Annotated in this window: 20 protein-coding genes; 15 read left to right on the plus strand and 5 right to left on the minus strand. The window is 46.1% G+C overall.

What is annotated here, in order from left to right:
- The first annotated feature begins 2 nt into the window (after positions 1-2).
- The 6 genes from AC0VYE_RS04415 to AC0VYE_RS04440 all read left to right on the plus strand — a co-directional run bounded on the left by AC0VYE_RS04415 (position 3) and on the right by AC0VYE_RS04440 (position 5,282).
- Entirely contained in the window at positions 3-794 is a 792-nt protein-coding gene (locus tag AC0VYE_RS04415) for an ABC transporter permease (protein ID WP_076271137.1), read from the plus strand.
- 53 nt (positions 795-847) lie between these two features.
- Entirely contained in the window at positions 848-1,333 is a 486-nt protein-coding gene (gene bcp / locus AC0VYE_RS04420; protein WP_475446291.1) for a thioredoxin-dependent thiol peroxidase, read from the plus strand.
- Between the two features lie 233 nt (positions 1,334-1,566).
- Positions 1,567-2,163: a lipoprotein BA_5634 family protein gene (locus AC0VYE_RS04425; protein WP_475446293.1), complete on the plus strand. Its 597-nt coding sequence runs from the start codon at positions 1,567-1,569 to the stop codon at positions 2,161-2,163.
- 554 nt (positions 2,164-2,717) lie between these two features.
- A complete protein-coding gene (locus tag AC0VYE_RS04430; protein ID WP_076271134.1) occupies positions 2,718-3,719 on the plus strand; it encodes a methionine ABC transporter ATP-binding protein in 1,002 nt (333 codons plus the stop codon).
- Entirely contained in the window at positions 3,716-4,378 is a 663-nt protein-coding gene (locus AC0VYE_RS04435) for a methionine ABC transporter permease (RefSeq protein WP_076271133.1), read from the plus strand. Before AC0VYE_RS04430 ends, AC0VYE_RS04435 begins: the two co-directional genes overlap by 4 nt.
- 55 nt (positions 4,379-4,433) lie before the next feature.
- Positions 4,434-5,282: a MetQ/NlpA family ABC transporter substrate-binding protein gene (locus AC0VYE_RS04440; RefSeq protein ID WP_475446295.1), complete on the plus strand. Its 849-nt coding sequence runs from the start codon at positions 4,434-4,436 to the stop codon at positions 5,280-5,282.
- A gap of 138 nt (positions 5,283-5,420) precedes the next feature.
- Here the strand turns inward: AC0VYE_RS04440 and AC0VYE_RS04445 are convergent, their stop codons facing one another.
- Positions 5,421-6,539: a copper amine oxidase N-terminal domain-containing protein gene (locus AC0VYE_RS04445; RefSeq protein WP_475446297.1), complete on the minus strand. Its 1,119-nt coding sequence runs from the start codon at positions 6,537-6,539 to the stop codon at positions 5,421-5,423.
- Positions 6,540-6,751: 212 nt separating this feature from the next.
- Here AC0VYE_RS04445 and AC0VYE_RS04450 point away from each other — a divergent pair, with 212 nt between their 5' ends.
- The 6 genes from AC0VYE_RS04450 (at position 6,752) to AC0VYE_RS04475 (ending at position 16,576) form a co-directional block, all read left to right on the plus strand.
- Positions 6,752-8,071, plus strand: coding sequence for a polysaccharide deacetylase family protein (locus AC0VYE_RS04450; RefSeq protein WP_475446299.1), 1,320 nt, complete (start codon positions 6,752-6,754; stop codon positions 8,069-8,071).
- Positions 8,072-8,159: 88 nt separating this feature from the next.
- Positions 8,160-9,179, plus strand: a complete 1,020-nt coding sequence (locus AC0VYE_RS04455; protein WP_339206902.1) for an AAA family ATPase — start codon at positions 8,160-8,162, stop codon at positions 9,177-9,179.
- Positions 9,176-10,672 (plus strand): DUF58 domain-containing protein, encoded by a 1,497-nt coding sequence (locus tag AC0VYE_RS04460; RefSeq protein WP_475446301.1) that lies wholly within the window; start codon positions 9,176-9,178, stop codon positions 10,670-10,672. Before AC0VYE_RS04455 ends, AC0VYE_RS04460 begins: the two co-directional genes overlap by 4 nt.
- Entirely contained in the window at positions 10,659-13,640 is a 2,982-nt protein-coding gene (locus tag AC0VYE_RS04465) for a DUF4129 domain-containing transglutaminase family protein (RefSeq protein ID WP_475446303.1), read from the plus strand. The genes AC0VYE_RS04460 and AC0VYE_RS04465 overlap by 14 nt, the downstream gene beginning before the upstream one ends.
- 584 nt (positions 13,641-14,224) lie before the next feature.
- Positions 14,225-15,763 (plus strand): glutamine-hydrolyzing GMP synthase, encoded by a 1,539-nt coding sequence (gene guaA, locus AC0VYE_RS04470; protein WP_441885164.1) that lies wholly within the window; start codon positions 14,225-14,227, stop codon positions 15,761-15,763.
- A gap of 240 nt (positions 15,764-16,003) precedes the next feature.
- A complete protein-coding gene (locus AC0VYE_RS04475; RefSeq protein WP_475446305.1) occupies positions 16,004-16,576 on the plus strand; it encodes a hypothetical protein in 573 nt (190 codons plus the stop codon).
- Between the two features lie 58 nt (positions 16,577-16,634).
- Here the strand turns inward: AC0VYE_RS04475 and AC0VYE_RS04480 are convergent, their stop codons facing one another.
- The 4 genes from AC0VYE_RS04480 to AC0VYE_RS04495 all read right to left on the minus strand — a co-directional run bounded on the left by AC0VYE_RS04480 (position 16,635) and on the right by AC0VYE_RS04495 (position 19,422).
- Positions 16,635-17,387 carry a lysostaphin resistance A-like protein gene (locus AC0VYE_RS04480; RefSeq protein ID WP_475446307.1) on the minus strand — a complete coding sequence of 251 codons (753 nt, stop codon included), beginning with the start codon at positions 17,385-17,387 and terminating at the stop codon, positions 16,635-16,637.
- Positions 17,388-17,912: a PadR family transcriptional regulator gene (locus AC0VYE_RS04485; protein ID WP_441907962.1), complete on the minus strand. Its 525-nt coding sequence runs from the start codon at positions 17,910-17,912 to the stop codon at positions 17,388-17,390.
- A 188-nt stretch (positions 17,913-18,100) separates the two neighbouring features.
- On the minus strand, positions 18,101-18,697 hold the full coding sequence (locus AC0VYE_RS04490; protein ID WP_475446309.1) for a permease: 597 nt from the start codon (positions 18,695-18,697) through the stop codon (positions 18,101-18,103).
- An 80-nt stretch (positions 18,698-18,777) separates the two neighbouring features.
- Positions 18,778-19,422 carry a TetR/AcrR family transcriptional regulator gene (locus AC0VYE_RS04495; RefSeq protein ID WP_475446311.1) on the minus strand — a complete coding sequence of 215 codons (645 nt, stop codon included), beginning with the start codon at positions 19,420-19,422 and terminating at the stop codon, positions 18,778-18,780.
- Positions 19,423-19,755: 333 nt separating this feature from the next.
- On the opposite strand from AC0VYE_RS04495, the gene AC0VYE_RS04500 reads away from it, so the two are divergent.
- From AC0VYE_RS04500 to AC0VYE_RS04510, 3 genes are all read left to right on the plus strand, one after another.
- Positions 19,756-20,607 carry an AraC family transcriptional regulator gene (locus AC0VYE_RS04500; RefSeq protein ID WP_076271121.1) on the plus strand — a complete coding sequence of 284 codons (852 nt, stop codon included), beginning with the start codon at positions 19,756-19,758 and terminating at the stop codon, positions 20,605-20,607.
- Between the two features lie 91 nt (positions 20,608-20,698).
- The gene (locus AC0VYE_RS04505; RefSeq protein WP_256711067.1) at positions 20,699-21,670 is read left to right on the plus strand and encodes an N-acetylglucosamine kinase; all 972 of its coding nucleotides are present in this window, start codon (positions 20,699-20,701) and stop codon (positions 21,668-21,670) included.
- 34 nt (positions 21,671-21,704) lie between these two features.
- Positions 21,705-23,012 carry a 6-phospho-beta-glucosidase gene (locus AC0VYE_RS04510; protein ID WP_475446314.1) on the plus strand — a complete coding sequence of 436 codons (1,308 nt, stop codon included), beginning with the start codon at positions 21,705-21,707 and terminating at the stop codon, positions 23,010-23,012.
- The last annotated feature ends 158 nt before the right edge of the window (positions 23,013-23,170 follow it).

The raw sequence follows: 23,170 nt of genomic DNA on the forward strand, positions 1-23,170 counted from the left end.
ATATGAGATACGCATCATTATTTTTGGAATACATTAAAAACTACGCGAAGACGCGTCTTACTTATCGTGCTGACTTTTGGATTGAGGTACTTTCCGATTTATTGTTCCAAGGGATGAACCTCATCTTTATTCTGATCGTGTTCCAGCACACGCCATCGCTTGGCGGCTGGTCTGAGGCAGAGGTCGTATTCGTTTATGGTTTCTTCATGATCCCATATGGCGTGTTCAGCACCTTCTTCAGCATATGGAATTTCAGCGAACGTTATATTGTGAAGGGCGAGATGGATCGTGTTCTAACCCGCCCAGCACACAGCCTATATCAGGTGCTCCTCGAAAATGTAGATCCGCCTTCTTTAATCGGTTCCTTCGTTGGGGCTATTATTATGGTGCTATGCTGGACACAGCTCGGATTGCCTTTCGAGATTCTCGATCTATTTGTGCTGATGCTCTTAATATTAGGTGCAGTGCTGATTTATGCGGGGCTCTACACGGCACTTAGTGCCATTTCCTTTTATTCCGATGCACCCACAGGAATTGTGCCGTTGATGTACAACATTCAAAATTACGGACGTTACCCGGTTAATATCTATAACAAAATGATCCGCTTCGTATTAACATGGCTGCTGCCGTTTGCTTTTGTAGGCGTCATCCCAGCTTCTTATTTTCTTGATAAGAAGGCGGATGATCTCTCACAGCTTGCGCTCCTAACTCCGGTCATGGGAATTATCGTGTTCTCTCTAGGGCTTTTGTTATGGAACCATGGCGTAAAGCGATACCGAGGAGCCGGCTCTTAAGCGGCTTGGTTTTAATTGAATAGGTGTGCAGCAAAAATGATGGGGGACTAATCATGACACAGCTTCAAGTGGGAGATATGGCACCGGAGTTTGTATTGCCGGCGTCAAATGGAGAAGATGTTTCACTTAGCGATTATCGTGGGAAAAATGTTGTCCTTTACTTTTATCCAAAGGATATGACGACAGCTTGCATACAGGAATCATGTGATTTTCGAGATGCAAACACAGAGATGCTGAAACGAAATACTGTTATTTTGGGGATTAGCCTAGATACGGTAAAGTCTCATCATCGTTTTATTGAAAAGAAGGAGCTTCCTTTTCTGTTGTTAGCTGATCTGGAGCATGAAGTGTGTGAGCTGTATGGAGTATGGCAATTAAAGAAGCTTTATGGCAGAGAGTATATGGGTCTTGTCCGATCGACTTTTCTCATCGATGAAGCGGGCAGGCTTGTGCAGGAATGGCGTAAAGTAAGGGTGAAGGGGCATGCAGAGCAGGTACTGGATGCCGTAAAACAATTGCAGCCGACTGCTGCTAAATAATTGAAAACAGGACGGAGCAGGAAGTAGCTGCTCCGTCCTGTTTTTTTGTTTTGGACTCTTACAAATTTGTCACCTGAATTGTCACCCTAATCGATGGTTGGCAATCGCTATTTTTTATACGATAGGAAATAGAGAACGGACTTGTAAAGGAGGCGTCAACAAATTGTTCCAATAGCTTGAACTCAGCTGATCGCAGAATATCGAATAAACACAAAATATATGGGGGAATGAAAATGAAAAAGTTGTTAATTGCCATGCTGTCGCTTGTCGCTGTCATCCTCATCGCGGGATATGTTGGCAAGGACAGCATCATCGAAAAAATATTTCCGCAGGCTAAGGGTGTCATTGTGTACGGAGAGAAACAGCAGATCGATGATGTATTAATCAAACATGCCGAGCAATTAGAAACAAAAGAAGTGTACGAAATAAAAATCGAAATTGCTGATGGACAAAAAATAATGTATTTGTCGCAATCAACGATTCAAGGCTTATTGAAAAAAGAACTGCTTACCGAAGTGGAAGCTGACGGTAAAACTAAAAAGGTAAAATCTTTGTCGACTGTTCCAAGTGGAGAAGGCTTATTGTTTGCCAAAAAAGAGTCAGACAAGATTAATGGAAATGGAAATCCCATTTCAGTCAAATATGAAGGGAATTTGATTATTGGAAGCGGCCGAGCTTATGTCGATGCATTTGTTGTACTGGAGGACTCATCCTGGTCATCGCTGCAAAAGACAGAAAAAACGATGGCTGTTATGAAATTTAAAGAAAATCCACAAAAGCTAATCGGAGAGTTTGATGTGGAAAGAGACCAGCTTGTAACTTTGAAATAATGGTTCTGGTTAGGGTTGTCGCAAAAACAGATTTAATCTGCTTTTGCGACAACCCTATTTTTATTTTTGCTGACGTATCTTAGGGAGAGCGAGTCTCTGAGGTAATTGCAGCCAGTAATGCACTCCCTTATTGGACAACAAGCTTACGAACCCAGCAGCTCTTATTTGATCTTTTCATAATGGATTGAATTTTTAGCGAACTCCAGAATCGTTATTTCGAGCAAATCAACTCATGGAGCCCTGTACAGTACGCGATAACGTTAATAAGATTCGTTAAAGCTTAACAGAAGGAGTTTTCTGCATAATAGGCATGATACAGTTCGTTAGCCAAATGGTTTTGGGATGTTATGCGCTGTCGGTGACACGAAGCGTTGAACCCTTAGGTGTATTGCAAGAGTAAAAAGATGGAGCAGGGAAACAATAGAGGAAGCTTTCTCAAATGAATATATAGCTGTTAAATTATGAAGCACAGTTAAATAGATAATTTTGACATTGACAGTATGCTGTCACATTTATAAAATATGGACTTGCTTGTTAGATAGGGGGTTATAGATTTGATCAGGCTAAACAACATCAGAAAATCGTATCGAGTAGGGTCGGTTTCAGTAGAAGCGGTTCGTGGCGTTAGCTTGACGGTAAGTAAAGGTGAAATATTTGGAATTATCGGTCATTCAGGCGCGGGGAAGAGCACGCTGCTGCGCTGCGTCAATTTGCTGGAAAAGCCAACATCGGGAACGGTAAATGTTGGGAATGTGGAGCTTACCGGCTTGCCAGAGAGACAGCTGCAAGCGCATCGCAGGCGTATCGGAATGATTTTTCAACATTTCAACCTGCTATCGATGTCTACGGTACGAGATAATATTGCATTCCCGCTTGTTCTCGCCAAGCTTTCAAAGGCAGAGGTGAATAAGCGTGTGGATGAGCTGCTGAAGCTCGTTTCGCTTGAAGGTCATGCAGATAAATATCCTTCTCAGCTTTCGGGAGGCCAGAAGCAGCGTGTTGGTATCGCGAGAGCGCTCGCAAACAATCCGGATGTATTGCTCTGCGATGAAGCGACATCGGCATTAGATCCGCAGACAACGAACTCGATATTATCATTGCTGCTCGACATTAATGAGAAGCTAGGAATTACAATTTTACTTATTACGCATGAAATGAACGTTATACGTTCGATATGTGATCGTGTCGCTGTTATTGACGATGGCGAAATCGTTGAAATGGGCGATGTGCTGCATGTATTTCTAAAGCCGGAGCATCCGGTTACCCGCGACTTTGTTGATCAAGCTTCGGACAGCGCCGTGAATGGACAATTGCTGCGAGGCCGCTCAGGGCGTCTGCTTCGCATGACTTATATTGGTGAGCTAACTTACGAGCCTATTTTGTATAATGCGGTGAAGCCAACGTCTGTTCAATTTGCGATTTTGCAAGGAACCGTTTCGCGTATGAAGCACACGCCTTATGGTCAGCTTATTGTGGAATTGATCGGCAGTGCTGCGGAGATTGATCAAGTAATTGATGTTTTACGTAGAGATGGGCTGGAGGTGGATGCGATATGATGAGCTTCGAAAACGTACGTATTCCTGAAATTTGGGATGCTACGAAGGATACGCTCTATATGTTGACAGCCTCGCTCGTGTTTACAATTATTTTCGGATTAATCATGGGCGTCGTCCTGTTTCTAACTTCAAAACGGCAGCTTCTGCAGCAGCCTATTGTGTATGGCATCCTTTCATTTATCGTCAACGTATTGCGCTCGGTTCCGTTCGTTATATTGATGATATTGATCATGCCGCTTACAAAAATCATTACGGGAACGACGCTAGGCGTAGAGGGGTCTATTCCGCCGCTTGTGGTAGCAGCAACGCCTTTCTTTGCAAGGCTGGTGGAAACGTCGCTGCGTGAGGTAGATCGCGGCGTTATTGAAGCGGCTCAGGCAATGGGTGCATCAAAGTGGGATATCGTACGCCGCGTGCTGCTCCGTGAATCTAGTCCAAGTTTGCTAGCTGCGGTTACAATAACGGCAGTCACACTCGTCTCTTATACAGCGATGTCGGGTGTAATCGGCGGCGGTGGACTTGGTGACTTAGCACTTCGCTACGGATATCAACGTTTCCAAACCGATGTGATGCTGGTAACCGTTGCGCTTCTTATCGTGCTCGTACAGGTGCTGCAAACGATCGGGGATTCATTAGTGCGTCGTTACAGCAGAAAATAAATAAGTAGAAGCATGATGCAGCTCAGAGTGAATTGACAACTATGGAGGAATGAACATGAAAAAGACAAGTTATATGATCGTAACTTTAATGCTGATGTTTGCATTAGCAGCTTGCGGACAAAACAAAAATACCGATGACAACTCAGCAGGATCAAATGCTAATCAAGGAACAGAAACGCCTGGAGCGGTTAAGCTGAAGGTTGGCGCTTCTCCTGTTCCACATGCGAAGCTGCTTGAATTTGTAAAGCCAATGCTCAAGGAGCAGGGCGTGGATCTCGAAATTATCGAGTTCAATGACTACATCCAACCGAATACACAGCTTTATGAAAAAAATATTGATGCTAACTTTTTTCAGCATACACCTTATTTGGATCAGTTCAACAAAGACAAAGGTTATGATCTTGTAAATGTAGCTGCTATTCATATTGAGCCGTTTGGCGCTTATTCGAAAAAGATTAAAAAAATCGATGAGCTGAAGGATGGCGCGAAAGTTGTCATTCCGAATGATCCATCGAATGGCGGACGTGCGCTTGCCCTTATGGCTTCAAATGGACTGATTACTCTGAAGGATGGCGTAGGTGTTAGCGGAACTGTATCAGATATTGTCGCTAACCCGAGGAAGCTTGATATTAGAGAAGTAGAAGCAGCGACATTACCGCGCGTCTTAGGTGAGGTTGACCTTGCTATGATCAACACGAATTACGCGCTGGAGGCCGATCTAGTTCCTACAGAGGATGCACTTTTCATTGAAGGAAATGACTCCCCTTATGTGAATATTCTTGTTGCGCGTCCAGACAATAAGGATTCCGAAGCGATCCAGAAACTCGCTGCAGCGCTGCGTTCACCTGAAGTGAAGAAATTTATTGATGAGACCTACAAAGGCGCGATTGTTGCTGCATTTTAAGCAGGCCGTACTTTAATTAAAATGACAAAAAAGCTGAGCATGCGAGTAATCGCTGCTCAGCTTTTTTATGTTTTGTGCATCACTGCTATTGTTGGTCAATGCTTTTATACCGAATCTCTGCCGACAAGCTCCTTCTTATTACGAAAGGCTTAAACTATAGGTTTGATTATCCTTGTCATACGGGAAACCATTCTTGAAATACAAAATATCGCCTTCACGCTTGATGAACTTTAGGTAATCGCCGAGATAAGGAAGATCATTTGTTTCTACATATTCTTGCTGCTTAGCACCCAATAATTCTTTGTAAAGCACTGTAGTCGTCATATCTTTTCTATACACAAGTTTTAAAATGCCGCTTTTATTTGCCCGCAAGAGAAAAACATCCTTGTCAAAATACTCAATAAAATAATTGTCATCCTCTCCGCTGAGGTTAACCAAATTAACCGTTTCAATCACTTCTCCGGTACCGTCTTTAATCAGGCGCAAAGTCTTCCCATCGTTCAGCAGCAAGTTGCCGTCTGCTTGAGTCACATTTTGCTCCAATCGGTTGAAATAGTAAACGCTGGATTGCTGTATGACTTTGCCGTCTTTCATGACAAGCGTGAATAGCTGGTTGTGAATATGCGGCTCTCCATAGTTATCTTCCAGATTAAGCACCAGCAGTCCGCCCGGTGTTTTTTGAAATTTGAATGTCAAATATTCATGTATGGATTCACCTAGCTTTGCCAGCTCACGCCTTACACCCTTGGCCTCAGTGACGTAGACAATGCCTTTCTTAGGCTCTACGGTGTAAGTTAATCCACCATATGAGTAGAGATACTGCTTGAACGTTTTCAGATGATCAGCCTTTATCGTCTTTTTTTTGTCATCCCACGTCACGTTATCTCCACCTAATGCTCCGACAACGAAACGGACAGGCAAATAAACATTTTTCTCATACAAAAATGGTGCGCTTTCGAGCTTAACCATCTTTCCATCGAGTACGCCTGTTTTGCTGCCTAGACGCACCGCAATCGATTTATTCCACCCGTCATATTGAGCCCGCTTGCCCGCTTTATCCCATTTCACTTCGAGCCCCGCTCCGCCTCCGACACTATCCATTGATAAGAATGTAACGCCATTTTTTACGAGTGCTCCTCCATAAGAGCGAGTGCCGGAATCCCAATTAAACTCATAGCTTGCCTGAGATGCCGCACTGACAGAGGTTGGCAGCAGGAGTGCAAATACCAAAATAACTGCTGCAATGCTCCATTTCATTACAATCACTCTCCTAAATTTCAATTAAATGGAATATATATGGAATGAAGACGCGAATGCACCACAATAAGTTGCGCACTGTTGTCTTCATGTTTTATTCGAAGCTGACATTTGAAATTGACTAGCATAGTCATTTACCAGTTCAACTGTTCATATAATCTATCAGAATGACTCAGTTAATTATTCATAGGTAGAGAAGGGTGGCAGCGTGAATGCAGCGGATTTGGCGGGTAGCGATTTGTATGCTAGTTGTTTGCTTTGGTTTGTTTAAGCCTGATGGCTTTGGGGCGAATAAAGACGATGCTGCAAGTGATCAGAAGATCGTACAGGCAAGTGCCGCTGCTGGGGTTACGAATTATGAGGCGATGCCGCTTCTAACGGTGCAGGCATCTTACGATACCGAGAAAAAGCTGGAGCAAGGCAAGTCGTCGGCTGCTGCTGCTTCATCGCAAAATGATAGAGTTAAAGCCAATTCACTAGGATCAGATCAAAAGATTTTGTATTTAACATTCGATGACGGACCTAGTAAAAATACAGAGCAGGTGCTGGATATTTTGAAGCGGGAAGGGATAACGGCGACTTTTTTTGTGCTTGGCGAGCATGTACTGAAGCAGCCGGAATTAGTTAAACGGATCGTGAAGGAAGGACATGGGATTGGCAATCATACGTTCGACCATAAATATGATCATTTATACGGAAGCTTTGCTGAATTTGCTGATCAGGTGATGAAAACGGATGAGGCTATCTATCGTACAACTGGGGTTAGAACTACATTAGTTCGCGCGCCGGGCGGCACATATAGCAATTTTGATCAGGGATACTTCGATGCGATGAAAGCCGCAGGTTATCAGGTACATGACTGGAATGTAGACAGTGGGGATTCGAAGCGGCAAGGCGTGCCAGCCTCCGAGATTATGACGACGATTAAAGGCTCAAAGATTGCAAACAAGCTGAATGTTTTGCTTCATGACAGTGCAGGGCATGCAGAGTCTGTTAAGGCATTGCCGGCCATCATTAAATATTACAAAGATAAAGGGTACACATTTGCTAAGCTGACGGATCAGGTTGAACCTATTCAGTTTAGGGTGGCAAGCAAACTCAAGTGGAGCAGAATGCAGGTCACGCAGCAGGAAGTAGATAAGCTCACTCTGTTTTCGGAGAAGCTAGGTCAAAGCAGCCTGTCTGCCCAAACAAAGAAGCAGGTTCCAAATTTAATTTTGCATCGTGGCGAGAAAAGTCTAGTGCTTGAGTCAAGCGAATACGGAATAAAAAACGGCGCCATCGAAGTCTCGCTGCAAAAGCTTGTGGAATGGATTGAAGACAGCACGGAGCTTGAGCTGAATACTGATTCCATAGAATCGTATGTAAGTACAAACCAGGTGCCACCGAAATCCGGCAAGGAGAAACCTGTGATGGATGAGCCCAAGAAGCAGATCGTAGTTCCAGTACGTGAGACGCTGCAAAAACTTGGAATTGCGATAACAAGATATGTGTACAACGATACCGATCGGGAAATTTGGATAACGGAGTAATAGAAAGGTTTCTAGCAGGTCTAAAGTGAGAGAAAGCTGGGGACACTGAAAAATAGATAGATTTATTTTTCAGGAGGCGATTTATACGATGATTTCTCCCCAATTTTCTGAGGATGCTAAAGAGGAACGTTATAGTCATTGGCCGGAAGCACCACAGGTGCTGCTGCATCGATTGCTAGTAAAGGTAGAGAGTGTATTGCTAGGCAAGCAGCAGGTCATTCGAAATACGCTAACTGCACTTCTGGCTGGCGGACATGTTTTGCTAGAGGATGTGCCGGGTGTTGGCAAGACATTGCTCGCTCAGGCGTTTGCTAGAGCGGTCGGTGGAGATTTTAAACGAATACAGTTTACGTCCGACATGCTTCCGGCTGATATTGTTGGCGGAGTCGTGCTTGATGCACGGACGAGTGAGCTGGTCTATCGGCCTGGACCGATTATGGGCAATGTGGTGCTTGCTGATGAGATTAACAGAACGTCGCCGCGCACGCAGTCTGCGCTTTTGGAGGCCATGGAGGAAAGACGAGTGACGGTAGAGGGGAAAACCCGCAAGCTGCCGGTTCCTTTTATGCTCATAGCTACACAAAACCCACTTAGCTTCGAGGGGACAAACACGCTGCCAGAAGCACAATTGGATCGGTTTATGATGAGGCTGACAATTGGTTATCCCGGCTCATCGGAAGAGAAGCGGATGCTCGAGCAATACGCGAATGGCAATCGAATTGAACCCGAACGGCTTCGTCCTGTCATTGCTACGGAGGAATGGCTGCAAATGCAGGCTGAGGCAAGGCAGACTCACATGCATCCGGCACTGCTTGAATATATGGTGCAAGTAGCCGATGCGACAAGGCGTGCGCCTGAGGTTGTGCTGGGCTTAAGCCCACGCGCACTGCGCGACTGGCTGCGGGCATCACAGGCGAATGCGTATATGGAAGGACGCGGATTTGCGATTCCAGATGATTTGCTGGCGACAGCTGATGCTGTGCTTCCGCATCGTTTGTCTTTGCGTTTTAACGCGACTGCGGCTGGTGCTGATGCAGCTGCAGTTATGAGACGGACGATACGTGAATGTCCGATGCCTGCTGCAGTAGGAAGCGGGAAGCGCCGATGAATGCACCTTTTCAAGATGAATTATTGCAAGGCGGAACGCCGGAGAATGAGGCTGTTGATACGACGACTTATTCTCAAGAGGGTGACAGCGCAGCTCCGCTTGATAGGAGTGGGCAAAGAGCAGCTTCGGTACAAGTAAAAGAAGCTGTTCTAGTGAATAAGGAATGGGATCAACTAGCTTATCCATATCGTACGAGATGGATCGCTTGGTGTATCATTACGGCGGGCTGGGCAAGCAGCTTGGCAGCTGTCATGATGCGAGGCGGTGCAGTAGAGTGGTTTATGTTATCCGTATTCAGCATGATTATAATCATTAGCGGGCTTGCGCCTATTATGGCTGCCAAGGGATTAACTGCAATGAGGATGATGTCGCAAGAAATGACGAGAGAAGGCGGGCAGCTTGAAATTAGCCTGACTTTTAAGCGTTCTTTGCTCATACCTATTGTATGGATAGCTATTTCCGATGAGACGAGTAATGAAAGTTCATCAGAAAATACGAAAATAAGCGTGCGTACGGTGCTTATGCCAATGTTCCGCCAAGAGATGACTTACCGGTATACTCTTCATCACTTACGGCGCGGGCGTTATCCCTTCGAGCCTATATCGATTACAGTGGGGGACTGGCTCGGCTTGTCAGCGATCCATAAACGTATATATACCGCAGGAGAATTTGTAGTACTGCCAGGACTGCCCCATGCCGATCAGGTACAAAAAGCGGAATGTGCAAGAGGCACGGCATTATATGCTGTGCAATCTTCGACCGCTGATCCAAGTACGGATCACCTTGGAGATGCGGGTCGGGAGGAAATCAAAGCGGCGGTGAGTGCGGCGGGACTAGGACCAGACAGCCGTCCATATCGCGAAGGAGATTCGCTGCGTCATCTGGATTGGCGAAGTGCAGCTAAGGGGCGCGGCTTACAGACCAAAATCCATCCTTTAGAGCGGCCAGCTAAAACAGTTATTGCTGTCGATACGCTTGCTTCGGCTTATGGGCAGGACGATCGGTTGTTTGATGCTTGTGTAGGCTGGACTTCGCTTGCATTAGCACAGTCTGCTTCACTCGGCCACGCTGTGACACTGCTGCTTGGACAAGCTTCTCCTGTCATGCAATCATCTGTTGATGGAGGAACACCGTCTGATTTATCAGAGATGCTGCATGCCATGGCATTGCTTCGCGCAGATGGAAAGGGCTCTCTTGCTGGGAGACTCGCCGAGGAATCAAACCTGCAAGCACGCGGCAGTACGATACTTGTATTTACTGCGGATTGGCGAGGCGGCCGGAGCTGGGGAGAGCTTGCCGGATTCGCAGGCGAGCAAGGCTGCAGGCTGGAACTATTTATTATTACGCGCAGCAATGTACCGACCTTCGCTATGCGCGAACAACAAAAATGGTTGGAAAGCGGCGGCGTCAAAGTGACGTGGCTGCATGTCCCTTCGAGTATGAACGCGCTCCCTTACGCCGAGGAAGGAGGCGACAATCATGAGCTTGCTTAAAAGCGATGTAGTAGGGAGGAGCGATAAGCCTCTGAAAGCTGAGCATAATTTACTGAGGGGCGAATCGGCCGAGGAATCGTTTGAATACCGATTGATCACAACATTGCTGTTGTTCGGACTGCTGTCGGAATGGCTGCTGCCTTGGGTGAATGCAGGTGAGTGGTCAGCTATTTATAATCCTGCCCCGCTAATTTTTGTTATCGGAGTGGTGCTGCTGGCAGGGCTGTTTCGTTTGCCGATTGCACTTTCGTTCGTTATGAATGCTTTGTTGTGCATATTAAGTCTCATGTGGATTTATAAAAGCGCTGATCAAAGCAGTTTGCAATGGCTGCTTGCGTTTCCAGGCATGTTGAGAGACCATTTCGTTCTGATTATAGAAAATGGGCTGTGGTCAATGTCCGGAGAGCTTCGGACTTTGCTGCTGTTTATAGGCTGGGCGATGCTTGCACCTGCATTGCAGGCTCTATTATGGATGCGGCAGACCGCTCTTGGCATCGCATGTTTCACGCTAGTTTATTTGATTACGCTGCATGTCTGGCTGGGTATGGATGTAATGGGAGGCTTAATGCGAACCGTGGCAGAAGGACTCCTGCTAGGTGCCATTGTTTCTGTACCGCGTGTTAAGCGCATGATTAATACAGGTGCCGGCAAGCTTAGAGGTCTTGATATGCGCTGGTTATCAAGCTCCGTGTTTGTTGTACTTACGATACTTGGCTGCGGTCTTTTGTTTGCAGGCGGGAAAGGTGAAACGATGCCGCCTGCTAGCTGGACTGCCTCTCTCAATGATCGTTTAGAGCAAACCATTCAGTCTATGGGTAATCAGCAAGGCTCTATCCATGTAATGGGGCAAACTGGATTTGAACGATTAGGCAGTGCATTTACGGGTTATGGCTTTGATGACGGCGTGCTAGGAGCGCCTTTGCAAAAGGATAACAGCGTATTATTTACAGGCAGCTCCACTGAGAAAGCATACTGGCGCGGGGAGTCAAAGCAGGTGTATGACGGCCGGGGCTGGATTGATACCGCGGGCAGCTCTGTGTTGCTTCCTATACGAGGCTCGGATGCAGCAGCCTCCACTGAGGCAGCAGCAGAAGCTGGAAATAAGCAGCTCGGTCCGCTCATTCGGCAAACTGTAGTTTGGTCTAAGCCGGCTGCAGGGATGCCGCTCTTTGCATCAGGCCACTTTGGCAATGTGACAGAGCTTGTAGCAGCTGATCCGCGTAGGAAGCTTGGAAGTTACGTATACAATGCGGATAAAGACTCTTTATACGCACAATCCGATACGGCGAAAATTGAGAAATATACAATAGAGAGTGTGCTCTCCATAACGGATGAAGCACAATTGCGCGCTTTGAGCAGTACCGCTGACGATAATGTATCGACAGGTGACGGAGCACAGGCGGCAACAGTAGAAAGTGCTGCGGAGCTTGAGCCTTATTTGCAGCTGCCAAGTAGTCTGCCAAGCCGCGTAACTGCATTAGCTGCTGAGGTTGCGGGCGGCGGGGTTACAAGCCGCTACGATCAGGTGAAGGCGATCGAGGACTTTTTGAAAGCGAGCTATACCTACTCGCTGGAGGATAGTACCGTTCCGCCGGAAGGAAGCGACTTCGTCGATCATTTTCTCTTCGAGCAGCGGCAGGGCTATTGTGTGCATTTCTCCACAGCCATGGTCGTATTGCTTCGTTCGCAAGGGATACCCGCTAGGTGGGTGAAAGGCTTTACTTCAGGTACTCCAGTGGGAGAGAGCGCGGAGATAGGCTCGCTGAGTACGAGCGGTGGAAGTAATAATAGCCGGACTCAAGGGACGATTGATACGAGTACAGGAAGTATGAAGAATGAACAGCTGAGTAGTGGGAGTCATGATAGCGGAGCTCAAGGAGCACTAAATAAGAGCGGCGGAAGTAATGATAGCGGGAAGCAAGGAACGCTTAATGCGAGTAAAGAAGGTTTGAATAGTGAGGGGCTAAGCGCGGGAAGCAGTAGTGCTGGGCAAGCCACTGAAAAAAGTTTGAAGCTGGTGGATTATGAGGTTAGAAGCTCGGATGCGCATGCTTGGGTTGAAGTATATTTCCCAGGCGCAGGCTGGGTACCCTTTGATCCGACGCCAGGATTCAGCGATGTATCGACTATCGCGTCCGTCGGTTCTGTGGACGGACAGCTTGCTGCTCCTGCGATGGGCGCACCAGGAACATCAGCAACTGGAGCAAGTAGTCTTAGCGAGTCCAGTTTATCGCGGCTCGCTGCTTCATTCGAGGCGGCGGCAGCAGCCATTGCACGAGGAGCAGACGCCCTCGTGCATGCGGCGCAAAGCGCCGCCAAGAGCGCAGCGGCGGCATCGCCCGCCGCTGTAGTTACCGCAGGCGCGGCCGCGCTAGCGCTCGCGGCCGCGGCCATTGCTGCGGCGCAGCACCAGCGGCTTCGCCTCTCGCTGGCGCTGCGCCGTTATGGCGCGGCTCACGCCGGCATCGCGAAGCTCGCCGGCGCAGCCGCGCCCTATCCGTCACATGAACCTGTGACGGACATGGATGCAGCGCCAGCGGCGAAGGCGCGCTTGCGCTCTGGCACTGGCGGCGCGGCGGCGGATATGGCGCCGCGCAGTGGAAAAACGCCGCGCGACGCCGATGGGCGGATTCGCGCGAGCTTCATTGCTGTGAGCAGCGCGTTAGCGCCGCTGCTGCAGCGCCGTTTCGGCGTGCAGGCGCCGGGACAGACGGCGCGTGAATATGCGAGCGCCGCTGAGCCGACGCTCGGTGCGGAGCAGCAGGACGCGCTGCGCCAGCTCACAAGCTGGCTTGAGGAAGCACATTTTGCTGCGCCTGGTCCTTGGCCGGGTGCTCCAACTCCTTCTGCACTGAGGACGGTTCTGCGAGTGCTGGACAAGCAGCCCATTCAGAAAGTGAAGAAGCGCTCCGCGGATAATCTGCAAAAGCAGAAGAGAAGCGACATGCCAGTCAAGGCTCCTAAATAGTTGCTGGAGACGATGATACATTTTGGCTCCTAAAGGGCTAAGCTTTAAGTCGATTTATATAACGAAACATGAAACGCAGTTTAGCTGGAAAAACTACCGTTAATATGGTGTACCTTTGAGCTTTTTCTGCAATAGAAGGAATTTCTCCCGTTAATTGTTGATGATTTAGCTGATAATGGCTATTTCTCGAGAATTAACGGGAGTTTTTTCTGTTAATTTGCTGAAAAGCTCATTATGAGACATTTTAACAGGAGCTTTTCCCGTTAATGTCTCAAGCAGCTATTGAAACACTCGTAATAAGCATAGTTGCACAATTACCAAGCGTTCTTACTATATAATCTGACTTTAACTTAGGCAGCCGCATGAAAAAAGGGTGGATGAAATGAAGCAGCAGCCTGCAGCTGCTCAAATTTTTTCAACTATTCCGTATGACTTGGCACATTAAATAACATTCTATTTATAAGCCTATAATCAAGCAGATAAGCGGTTACATTTTTACTTCAATGAATTGTCACTCCGCTTTGCCTTGACTCGCTTAAACAGCCTTATATATAATTACTACATAATTTGAGGGAGGCTCGGTAATGACTAAGCAAAATGAAATCATCGTTGTACTCGATTTTGGAGGACAATATAACCAACTTATTGCACGCCGTATTCGTGATTTGGGCGTATATAGCGAGCTATTGCCGTATAACACGTCGGTAGAACGGATCCGTGAACTACAGCCGAAGGGTATCGTATTCTCGGGAGGACCGGCAAGCGTTTATGAAGAAAATTCACCAATGGTTGACCCTGCGATTTATGATTTGAACATTCCAATTTTCGGTATTTGCTACGGTATGCAGCTGATGTCGCATCAGCTTAATGGTAAGGTTGAGCGCGCTGGCAAACGTGAATACGGAAAAGCAGAAGTGGAATTTGTGGAAGGTTCGCAAATCGGCTTTGGCTTAGATAAAGTTCAAACGGTTTGGATGAGCCACGGCGACCACGTAGTTGAGCTGCCTGAAGGCTTCAAAGTTGATGCAAGCACGGATCATGCTCCTGTTGCAGCGATGAGCAATCCAGACCGCGGATTCTTTGCCGTTCAATTCCACCCAGAGGTTCGTCACTCTGAATTCGGTAATGAAATGATTCGCAACTTCCTTTACAATGTTTGTGATTGTGATGGCACATGGACGATGGAATCGTTCATTGAAGATGCTATTCGTGATATTCGCAATGAAGTTGGCGACAAAAAAGTACTATGCGCGCTTTCCGGCGGCGTAGATTCTTCTGTTGTAGCTATTCTTCTTCACAAAGCGATCGGCGATCAGCTTACTTGCATGTTTATCGACCACGGCATGCTCCGCAAAGGTGAAGCCGAAGGCGTTATGGAAACATTCGTAGGCAAATTCGATATGAAAGTGCTCAAAATCGACGCGCAAGAGCGTTTCCTTGGCAAGCTGAAGGGCGTAGAAGATCCAGAGCAAAAACGTAAAATTATCGGTAACGAATTTATTTATGTGTTCCAAGAAGAGTCGGACAAGCTGGATGACTTTGAATTTTTGGCACAAGGCACACTTTACACAGACATCGTGGAGAGCGGTACAGCTACAGCTCAAACGATCAAGTCTCACCACAATGTTGGCGGTTTGCCCGAAGACATTAAATTTAAACTTATCGAGCCTCTTAAAGCGCTATTCAAGGATGAGGTTCGTAAAGTCGGCGAAGAATGTGGTCTTCCAGAAGCTATCGTATGGCGTCAGCCATTCCCAGGTCCGGGTCTTGCGATTCGTGTCCTAGGCGAAGTAACAGAGGACAAGCTGCATATCGTTCGTGAATCGGATGCGATTCTTCGTGATGAAATTGCAAAAGCCGGTCTTGACCGTGAAATTTGGCAGTACTTCACTGCGCTTCCGAACATGAAGAGCGTAGGCGTAATGGGCGATGCTCGTACGTATTCGTACACTGTTGGTATCCGCGCTGTAACTTCAATCGACGGAATGACAGCAGACTGGGCACGTATCCCTTGGGATGTTCTTGAGAAAATTTCCGTACGTATCGTTAATGAAGTAGACAACGTTAACCGTATCGTCTACGACGTAACTTCGAAACCGCCTGCTACAATCGAGTGGGAATAGATTGGAATTAATTGATTACAAAAAATTACTCTCTTTTATTTGTGTTATTCAGCAAATAGAAGGGAGTTTTTTTCGTTTGATCAAAGAACTAAATTGAAATGTACTTAGCTGGTGCTTTTTTCATGCTCACTCATGAGTGCGTCTAGGAAGCCCACGCATAGATGTTGTTCTAGAAAAGAGTAGTTAGACATTGTGATCTTGGGGAAGGCTACATGAAAAAAGATTACAAGGAGGCAAACGATGATAAAGAGGGTTAGTTTGCTTATAATCGTTTTCACTTTTATGATTGGCTCAACTACATATGCCTACAACGAAAATCCATCAAGTAACGAGCGTGTGCCTTTTGAAAAGATGTATTTTGAATATGGTGGCTATAAAACAGTTGAAGATGCATTAAGTGAATGTAATCTTCACTTCAGAAAGAAGATTACATTGCCTTTTAAGCTGCCGCCGATTCCGTTTACTCACCAGTTGGCAAGATGTAATCAACATGGTGGTGTTGTAAACGACTATTTTGAAATCGAGTACCTTAATGAGCTTCAAGGTTCAAATAATCATTACATGATATGGGTGAATCCTTCTGGACACCGAAAAGGCTTCCCACGTAAAAGCAATGTTATCCGCATATACGAGTTAGAGAATGGAGAGAAAGCTGTTTATGGTACGACCCCAACATTAGGTGATAGACCTCCAGCGTTTGATGTATTGCGTTTTGAAAAAAATGGTTGGCAATATATATTGTCGGTTGATAAACGTGTAGAGGATAAGGTGACAGCTGATGTTTTAGTGGACATTGCTAATTCAATAAAATGAAGTTCAAGCACCATCATTCGGTTGGTTGGTGCTTTTCTTCTTCACGTAGTACTTCATATTAGGTGTAAATAGTGTTTGTGTTAATCGAATTTTTTTTGGAGGAAGAAAGCAGCCAGATTAATTGAATGGCAAGAATAGCGATGACGAGATAGTCGTATAGATGTGTGCCTGGATCATTGCCTGTGAAGTTAAGGAAATTGTGCAAGCCGTGGAAGAGGATTGTGAGCAAAATGGCACGGTTCCGAACGACCAGCATCGTTAATACAAAGCCCAAAATAAACGCATATCCAATTTGTAAAAGAGTGTCCTCTAGCGATTGGCCGCCAAGCGCCTGCAAAGCATGTGTAACACCAAACAACGCGCTGGAGACGATGATTGCAGCCGTTTTACCTTTTGGCATAAGAATCCGCAGCATCATTCCCCGGAACAATGTTTCTTCTACAAATCCTACTAAGAACAGCTGTGACAGCAGCATATAAGCGAAAAACGAGAAGGAAGCGGGTTGAAAGCCTTTGTTGGCGATCAATAAGACGATTAAGACGAGCAGAAGAGGAAGGTATTCAAGCCACTGCTGCTTTGTAAGCTTGGAAATACCGCTGAAATAAAAGGTGCTCCACCGTTTTTTTACCGTCATGTAGATCACTAGAAATAGTGCTATCGGAATAAAGCCTAGGAATGGAGCGAGTGGATGCGTAAGTTCAGCAATCGATACGTAGGCGCTGCCGCCGGCTACAAAAATCATCAGCATAAGCTCGATTAGAATAAGCGCAACAATAGGTCTTTTTACTGTAAAGCTGTCCGTTGTATTCATTTAGAATTCCTCTTTTTCGATTATTTTTTTTAAAAATTCATTTTCCATCTTAAAAAAATGCAAGCCGTAATGCATGACAGATACGCGGTAATAATAGGCGTTTTTATCTTCGAGCTGCTCCAGCTCCTTGGACACGATGGACTGAACTGCCTCCATTTGAGCAATGTTGCGCGCGATGTTTTGTTGATACGCCATTAAGTTTTGCTTTTTCGTAGGCTCATCAAGGTAATCGTAAAAGAAGATTTTAATGAGATACTCCCGTTTATTCGATTGAAGGGGTTCTCTCAGCCACTGCATAAAATGCTTCTGCCCTTCGCTTGTGATGCTGTACATCTTTTTGTTTTTGCTGTCATTCGTTTCTTCTTCCGTCACGTATGCACTTTCTACTAGACGCTTAAGTCCGGGGTACAGGCTTCCATAGCTCATTTTGTAAAAGATTCCGATTGATTGCTCTGTTATTTTTTTAATATCATAACCGCTCATTTTTCCTTGCATCAGCATTCCTAAAGTAACAAGCTCAATCATTGTCGTTCTCCTCAATGTATCAATTTGATATATCTATTTGATATATGTAATGTAACTCGAATGGAATACTTTGTCAAGTGGAACAATCGAGAAAATGAGCGGAATTTTAAAATAAAGAAAAAGCCCAAAACTCTCGTATCAGCCTGCTGGCTGGTTTGCGGAGTTTTTGGGCTTTGTATGATTGTGCTTTAGAGTGAAAAATAATCGGCCGCAAATGTCAGGATTAGGAATGCCGCCATGATCCAGCCTGCACCATAGGTTCGTTTCGAATGTACAGGAGCAGAGGCGCCAGCTTGGTTTTGTTTTGCCGTTCGTTTCTTAATGGACCAAATATATAGGCAGGCACCCGCTAGTACTAGGGACAGCTCTAATAAGGCGCTAATTGCCGGCAGTTTCCACAGTCCGAAGCCGAGTAGAGGGAAATCGCCGAAATTTCCGGGCAAGAGCGGCATGTCGCTGCGATGTACGAGCAGGTCAATCAACCAATGGCTGAAGACCAGTGAGCCAATGATGGCTGCACTTCGCTTATTCCATATACGCCATGAAATTAAAGCAGCAACAATCGCTATTAGCAAAGCTCCAGCCAGAGAATGCGTATAGTCAGCATGGATAACAGCTTCACCATAACCTCCGTCGCCTATTTTATCAATAGATTCTGCCCCTGTGAGCAGGAGCGGGATAAATGCGATATCGAGAAGCTGCGTGCTTGCCATCAGAACCCACAAGGGTACCTTGGGCTCCATCGCTTTTACAATGGCCGCAAGTCCAAAATGTCCAGCCAGCATTTACTTCGCCACCTTTCGTTCAATTCGTGCATCCGGCCAGCCGCATACGACGATAAATAGAAAGAGAAACAATAAAAAAGTCATGTATCAGCTCTTCTTTCGTTTATCTGCTTGTCGAATCCAATAAGGAGTGCTTCAAAGGCATGATCAAAGGTAGTGGAGAGTCGGCTGAAAATGGCGTCCACACTCTCTTCCGAATGCGTATAGGTGCCAACAATCCCGCGCAGCATATAGAAATAAATGCGTGAGCAGCTTAGGAGCTGCTCGCCTTCAGGCAAATTAAGATTTGTTTTCAAAAGCTGGACGATAACGTTGAACATCTGATTGCGCACACGATTGATTTCTAGCTCAGGCTCCAGTTCATCGACACGGGAGGATTTAACTTCAAAAAATATAGCGTACATGCTTCTGTTGTTTAAGCAGAACCGAATAAACAAATCATTCATTCGCTTAAGCTTCTCGTCAGCGGATAGGAAGGCGTCTTTTGCAAGTGTGTCTAATTCACCCTTCAACAGCAGTAAGGGCTGCATGGACAAGGCATGAAGCAATGCTTCTTTATCCTGAAAATAAATATAGATCGTAGTATGAGAACAGCCGGCTTCTTTAGCAATTTCTCTTATTGAAACGGAATCGTATCCGCGTTCCCCGAACAGCTTCTCAGCTGCGGCGATGATGGCGCGTTTTGTTTCCTCTGCGCGTAATTCTTTTTTAGTAGCGATGCTCATTCACTCCTTTTCACATTACTAACCACTGGTTACTAACCGATGGTTATATAATACCAAATGCTTACAGATGTCGTCAAGACGCGGATTTCTGCTATAATCTTTGATGAGAACAATAGTAAATTCAACCTCGTTTTTATGGAGTAGTTTTGCATTCGCAAAACTAAGCCGATGCTTACGAAGTAGGTTTTCTACGAAACCTCAGTCCATGCTTACGAAGTAGTTTTGCATTCGCGAAACTAAGCCCATGCTTACGAAGTAGTTTTGCATTCGCAAAACTAAGCCCATGCTTACGAAGTAGGTTTTCTGCGAAAACCTTTAAGGAGAATCAATCAAATGAACCTATATCCTTCAATCAGCGAAGATCGGATTGAGCTGCCGCTGGCTTTTCCAATAACAATTTCGCAATCTGTAGGGGTTTCCCCGACCTTTCAAAGACTGCATTGGCATAAAGCGCTCGAAATTAACTACATACAGAAGGGGAGCGGCTACTATCTGATCAACGGGAGCCGTTATGACTTCCAGCAAGGAGACATCGTACTTATTCATTCCAATGATTTGCACCGTGCGTTTGAGTCAGAGGAGCTGGTCATGAGCATTATTATGTTTGATTCGTCTTACCTTGCTTTAGAGCAGCGCTACGATGCGGAGCTGCTTATTCCATTTCGGGATATTGGGTTAAGATTTGATAATGTGCTTGACCGAGAGCATCCGAAGCTAGGAGAGCTTGGCGGCATTATTAAGGATATGTCTGCTGAGTTTGAGCTGAAGGAGCCGCATTTTGAAGTGGTGGTGCGGGCGAAGCTCATTCAATTGCTTGCATTCGTCAATCGCTATTTTGCAAAAAATAACGAAACGGGAGCGCAGCATGTGCGGGGTATGGAAACGATTCGAGGCGTGCTGAATGACATCGAGGCTGATATATCCTATCCATGGACGCTTGGAGAGCTGGCAGAGGCCGCGCATTTGAGTCCCTCTCGGTTCAGCACGTTGTTTGTGCAGGTTGTTGGGACCTCGCCCATGGATTATTTGATACAGATGCGGCTGTCACAGGCGGCTTATCTTCTTGAATCCACAGACAAAAAGATTATTGAAGTAGCAGCTGAATGCGGATTTCGCAATTTATCTAATTTCAATCGGCTGTTCAAGCAGCATGTAGGGAAGCTTCCATCCGAGCTGCGATCCTAAAAGACAGTAAGATAGTATTACAACATCGTTCTTTTTCATTAGAAGAACGATGTTTTTTATTTTAAAATAGAAGAAAGTACAAATAAGGAGTGTGAGCGATATTATTTTCCTTGGTATAGATGCAGGAGGCAGCAAGACACATGCTCTGCTCGTAGATGAGACAGGACGTGTACTCGGCAGAGGCCTCGGCGGAAATGGGAATCACCAAACCGCTTTTGATGCAGCAAAAAACAGCATAGATCATGCTTGTCAGCAAGCTCTTCAGGATGCTGGCGTGACGAAGGATCAGGTGACATTTGCTTATTTCGGACTTGCTGGAGCAGATCGTGAGCCTGACTATGCAATTTTAAGACCGATGATTGCTTCACTTGACTATAAAAATCACGCGATAGCATGCGACACCATGATTGGTATGCGTGCGGGGACGAACCGATCATACGGAGCGGTCATCATTAGCGGAACTGGCTTTAACGCTGCTGCTCGCAACCCTCAGGGCGAAGAGCTGCAATATGGCGGCTTTGGTTATTTATTCGGGGATGGGCATGGTTCGGGTACGGATTTGGCCATTCACGCTTTCCGCAGTGCAATTCGTGCTTGGGAAGGCAGAGAGCAAGCGACGATTCTTAGTGAAATGGTTCCCCAGCGGCTTGGGTATCACACGATTCAAGAGATGTACGATGATGCGCTGGACAACGGCAAACGTCCGTCACATGAGCTTGCGAAGGTCATGTTTGAGGCTGCAGCACTAGGTGATGCAGTAGCGATTCGTCTTTTGCAGGAGGCAGGTCGTGAGCATGCGAACTCGGCTAATGCGTTGATTAAGCGGCTAGGCATGGAACAAGAAAAATTCGATGTTGTCCTTGCTGGCAGCGTAATGTCGCGAGGCGGCTCTACACATATGGTCGATGCAATCAGTGAAGCTGTTGTAGCGGTTTCGCCGCAAGCGCGTACGGTCAGATTGACGGTCGATCCCGTTATTGGAGCAGTAATGAGTGCGATGGATAGCAGCGGCATTGTGATTGACGAAGCGGTAGACGCAGCGCTTAGAAAAATTACATTTTAAAAATAGTTTAAACATTTAAGGGAGGCTCATTCACATGTCCAAAAAACCACTAAAGGTCGCCGTCATTGGCGGCGGTTCCTCGTATACGCCAGAAATCGTAGAAGGCTTTATTAAAAAGTATGATGAAATGCCGATTCGTGAGCTTTGGCTTGTTGATATCGAAGAAGGTCGTCATAAACTGGCAATCGTTGGCGAGCTTGCGAAGCGGATGGTAGAGAAAGCTGGCCTGCCAATCGAAGTGAAACTAACGCTTGACCGTCGTGAAGCGATCGCTGGTGCAGATTTCGTAACGACACAAATGCGGGTAGGTTTGCTGGAAGCAAGACGCCGTGATGAGCATATTCCTATTTCACATGGTGTAATTGGACAAGAGACGACTGGACCAGGCGGCATGTTTAAAGCGCTTCGTACTGTACCTGTCATTCTGGATATTTGTAAGGATATTGAAGAGCTTGCTCCGAATGCTTGGATGCTTAATTTCACGAATCCAGCGGGTATTGTAACCGAAGCGGTTCAAAAATACAGCAAAGTAAAAACAGTGGGTCTATGCAATTCACCAATTAACTTTCAAAAGTTTCTGGCTAAAGAGTATGGCGTTAGCGAGAGTGAAGTATTGCCTGAATTCGTAGGGATCAATCATTTGCACTGGGTTACAGCCGCTTATGTAAACGGTGAGGACAAATTGGACGAAATGATCGGAGCCGGCCGTGACTATTCAGCTACAAACGTAACCGCGTTTGACTGGGATGCAGATTTCCTTCGCTCATTAGGCGCGATACCAACGTATTACCTCCGTTATTTCTATATGACGGATTCGATGTTCGCGGATATGAAAGACTCGCTAGAGAAAAACGGCACGCGCGCAGAAGTTGTAAGCCGGGTCGAAACAGAATTGTTTGAGCTGTACAAGGATGTTAATTTGACGGAGAAGCCAAAGCAGCTTGAGCAGCGCGGCGGTGCTTACTACTCTGAGGCAGCTGTTAACTTGATGCATGCTCTATATACCGACAAACGTGATATTCAGACGTTGAACGTTAGAAACGGCAACATTATTGATTTTCTGCCTGAAGATGCAAGCATCGAGGTTAACTGTGTCGTTACGGCTCAAGGCCCGATTCCACTGCCTTTGCAGCGTGTTCCAGAGCAAATTAAAGGTCTTATGCATGCTGTAAAAACGTATGAATCGCTAACTATTGAAGCTGCAATCAGCGGAGATAAGGGGATCGCGCTGCAAGCGCTCGTTCATCACCCGCTTGTTCCAAGCGTAGCGGTGGCTAAGGCGCTGCTTGAAGAAATGCTTGAGGCGAACAAAAAGTATTTGCCGAATTTTTTCAAAGAATAAACTAGGCTGCTAAGCAGTCGTCAGGAAGGGCAGGAGCATAGCTCCCGCCCTTTTTTGGCTTGCTTTGAACTATAGATTTCGCATCGGTAATTAGCTGAAAATACAAAATATTTACATTGACATCTAGTGCTATCGATTATATGATAACAAATGTATTT

It is taken from the genome of Pristimantibacillus sp. Z349TD_6 (assembly GCF_056173205.1).

Bases quoted from the DNA above. Each gene is read 5' to 3' on its own strand.
- AC0VYE_RS04415 (WP_076271137.1), top strand. From the start codon at position 3: ATGAGATACGCATCATTATTTTTGGAATACATTAAAAACTACGCGAAG.
- bcp (WP_475446291.1), top strand. From the start codon at position 848: ATGACACAGCTTCAAGTGGGAGATATGGCACCGGAGTTTGTATTGCCG.
- AC0VYE_RS04425 (WP_475446293.1), top strand. From the start codon at position 1,567: ATGAAAAAGTTGTTAATTGCCATGCTGTCGCTTGTCGCTGTCATCCTC.
- AC0VYE_RS04435 (WP_076271133.1), top strand. From the start codon at position 3,716: ATGATGAGCTTCGAAAACGTACGTATTCCTGAAATTTGGGATGCTACG.
- AC0VYE_RS04440 (WP_475446295.1), top strand. From the start codon at position 4,434: ATGAAAAAGACAAGTTATATGATCGTAACTTTAATGCTGATGTTTGCA.
- AC0VYE_RS04445 (WP_475446297.1), bottom strand. From the start codon at position 6,539: ATGAAATGGAGCATTGCAGCAGTTATTTTGGTATTTGCACTCCTGCTG.
- AC0VYE_RS04450 (WP_475446299.1), top strand. From the start codon at position 6,752: ATGCAGCGGATTTGGCGGGTAGCGATTTGTATGCTAGTTGTTTGCTTT.
- AC0VYE_RS04455 (WP_339206902.1), top strand. From the start codon at position 8,160: ATGATTTCTCCCCAATTTTCTGAGGATGCTAAAGAGGAACGTTATAGT.
- AC0VYE_RS04460 (WP_475446301.1), top strand. From the start codon at position 9,176: ATGAATGCACCTTTTCAAGATGAATTATTGCAAGGCGGAACGCCGGAG.
- AC0VYE_RS04465 (WP_475446303.1), top strand. From the start codon at position 10,659: ATGAGCTTGCTTAAAAGCGATGTAGTAGGGAGGAGCGATAAGCCTCTG.
- guaA (WP_441885164.1), top strand. From the start codon at position 14,225: ATGACTAAGCAAAATGAAATCATCGTTGTACTCGATTTTGGAGGACAA.
- AC0VYE_RS04475 (WP_475446305.1), top strand. From the start codon at position 16,004: ATGATAAAGAGGGTTAGTTTGCTTATAATCGTTTTCACTTTTATGATT.
- AC0VYE_RS04480 (WP_475446307.1), bottom strand. From the start codon at position 17,387: ATGAATACAACGGACAGCTTTACAGTAAAAAGACCTATTGTTGCGCTT.
- AC0VYE_RS04485 (WP_441907962.1), bottom strand. From the start codon at position 17,912: ATGATTGAGCTTGTTACTTTAGGAATGCTGATGCAAGGAAAAATGAGC.
- AC0VYE_RS04490 (WP_475446309.1), bottom strand. From the start codon at position 18,697: ATGCTGGCTGGACATTTTGGACTTGCGGCCATTGTAAAAGCGATGGAG.
- AC0VYE_RS04495 (WP_475446311.1), bottom strand. From the start codon at position 19,422: ATGAGCATCGCTACTAAAAAAGAATTACGCGCAGAGGAAACAAAACGC.
- AC0VYE_RS04500 (WP_076271121.1), top strand. From the start codon at position 19,756: ATGAACCTATATCCTTCAATCAGCGAAGATCGGATTGAGCTGCCGCTG.
- AC0VYE_RS04510 (WP_475446314.1), top strand. From the start codon at position 21,705: ATGTCCAAAAAACCACTAAAGGTCGCCGTCATTGGCGGCGGTTCCTCG.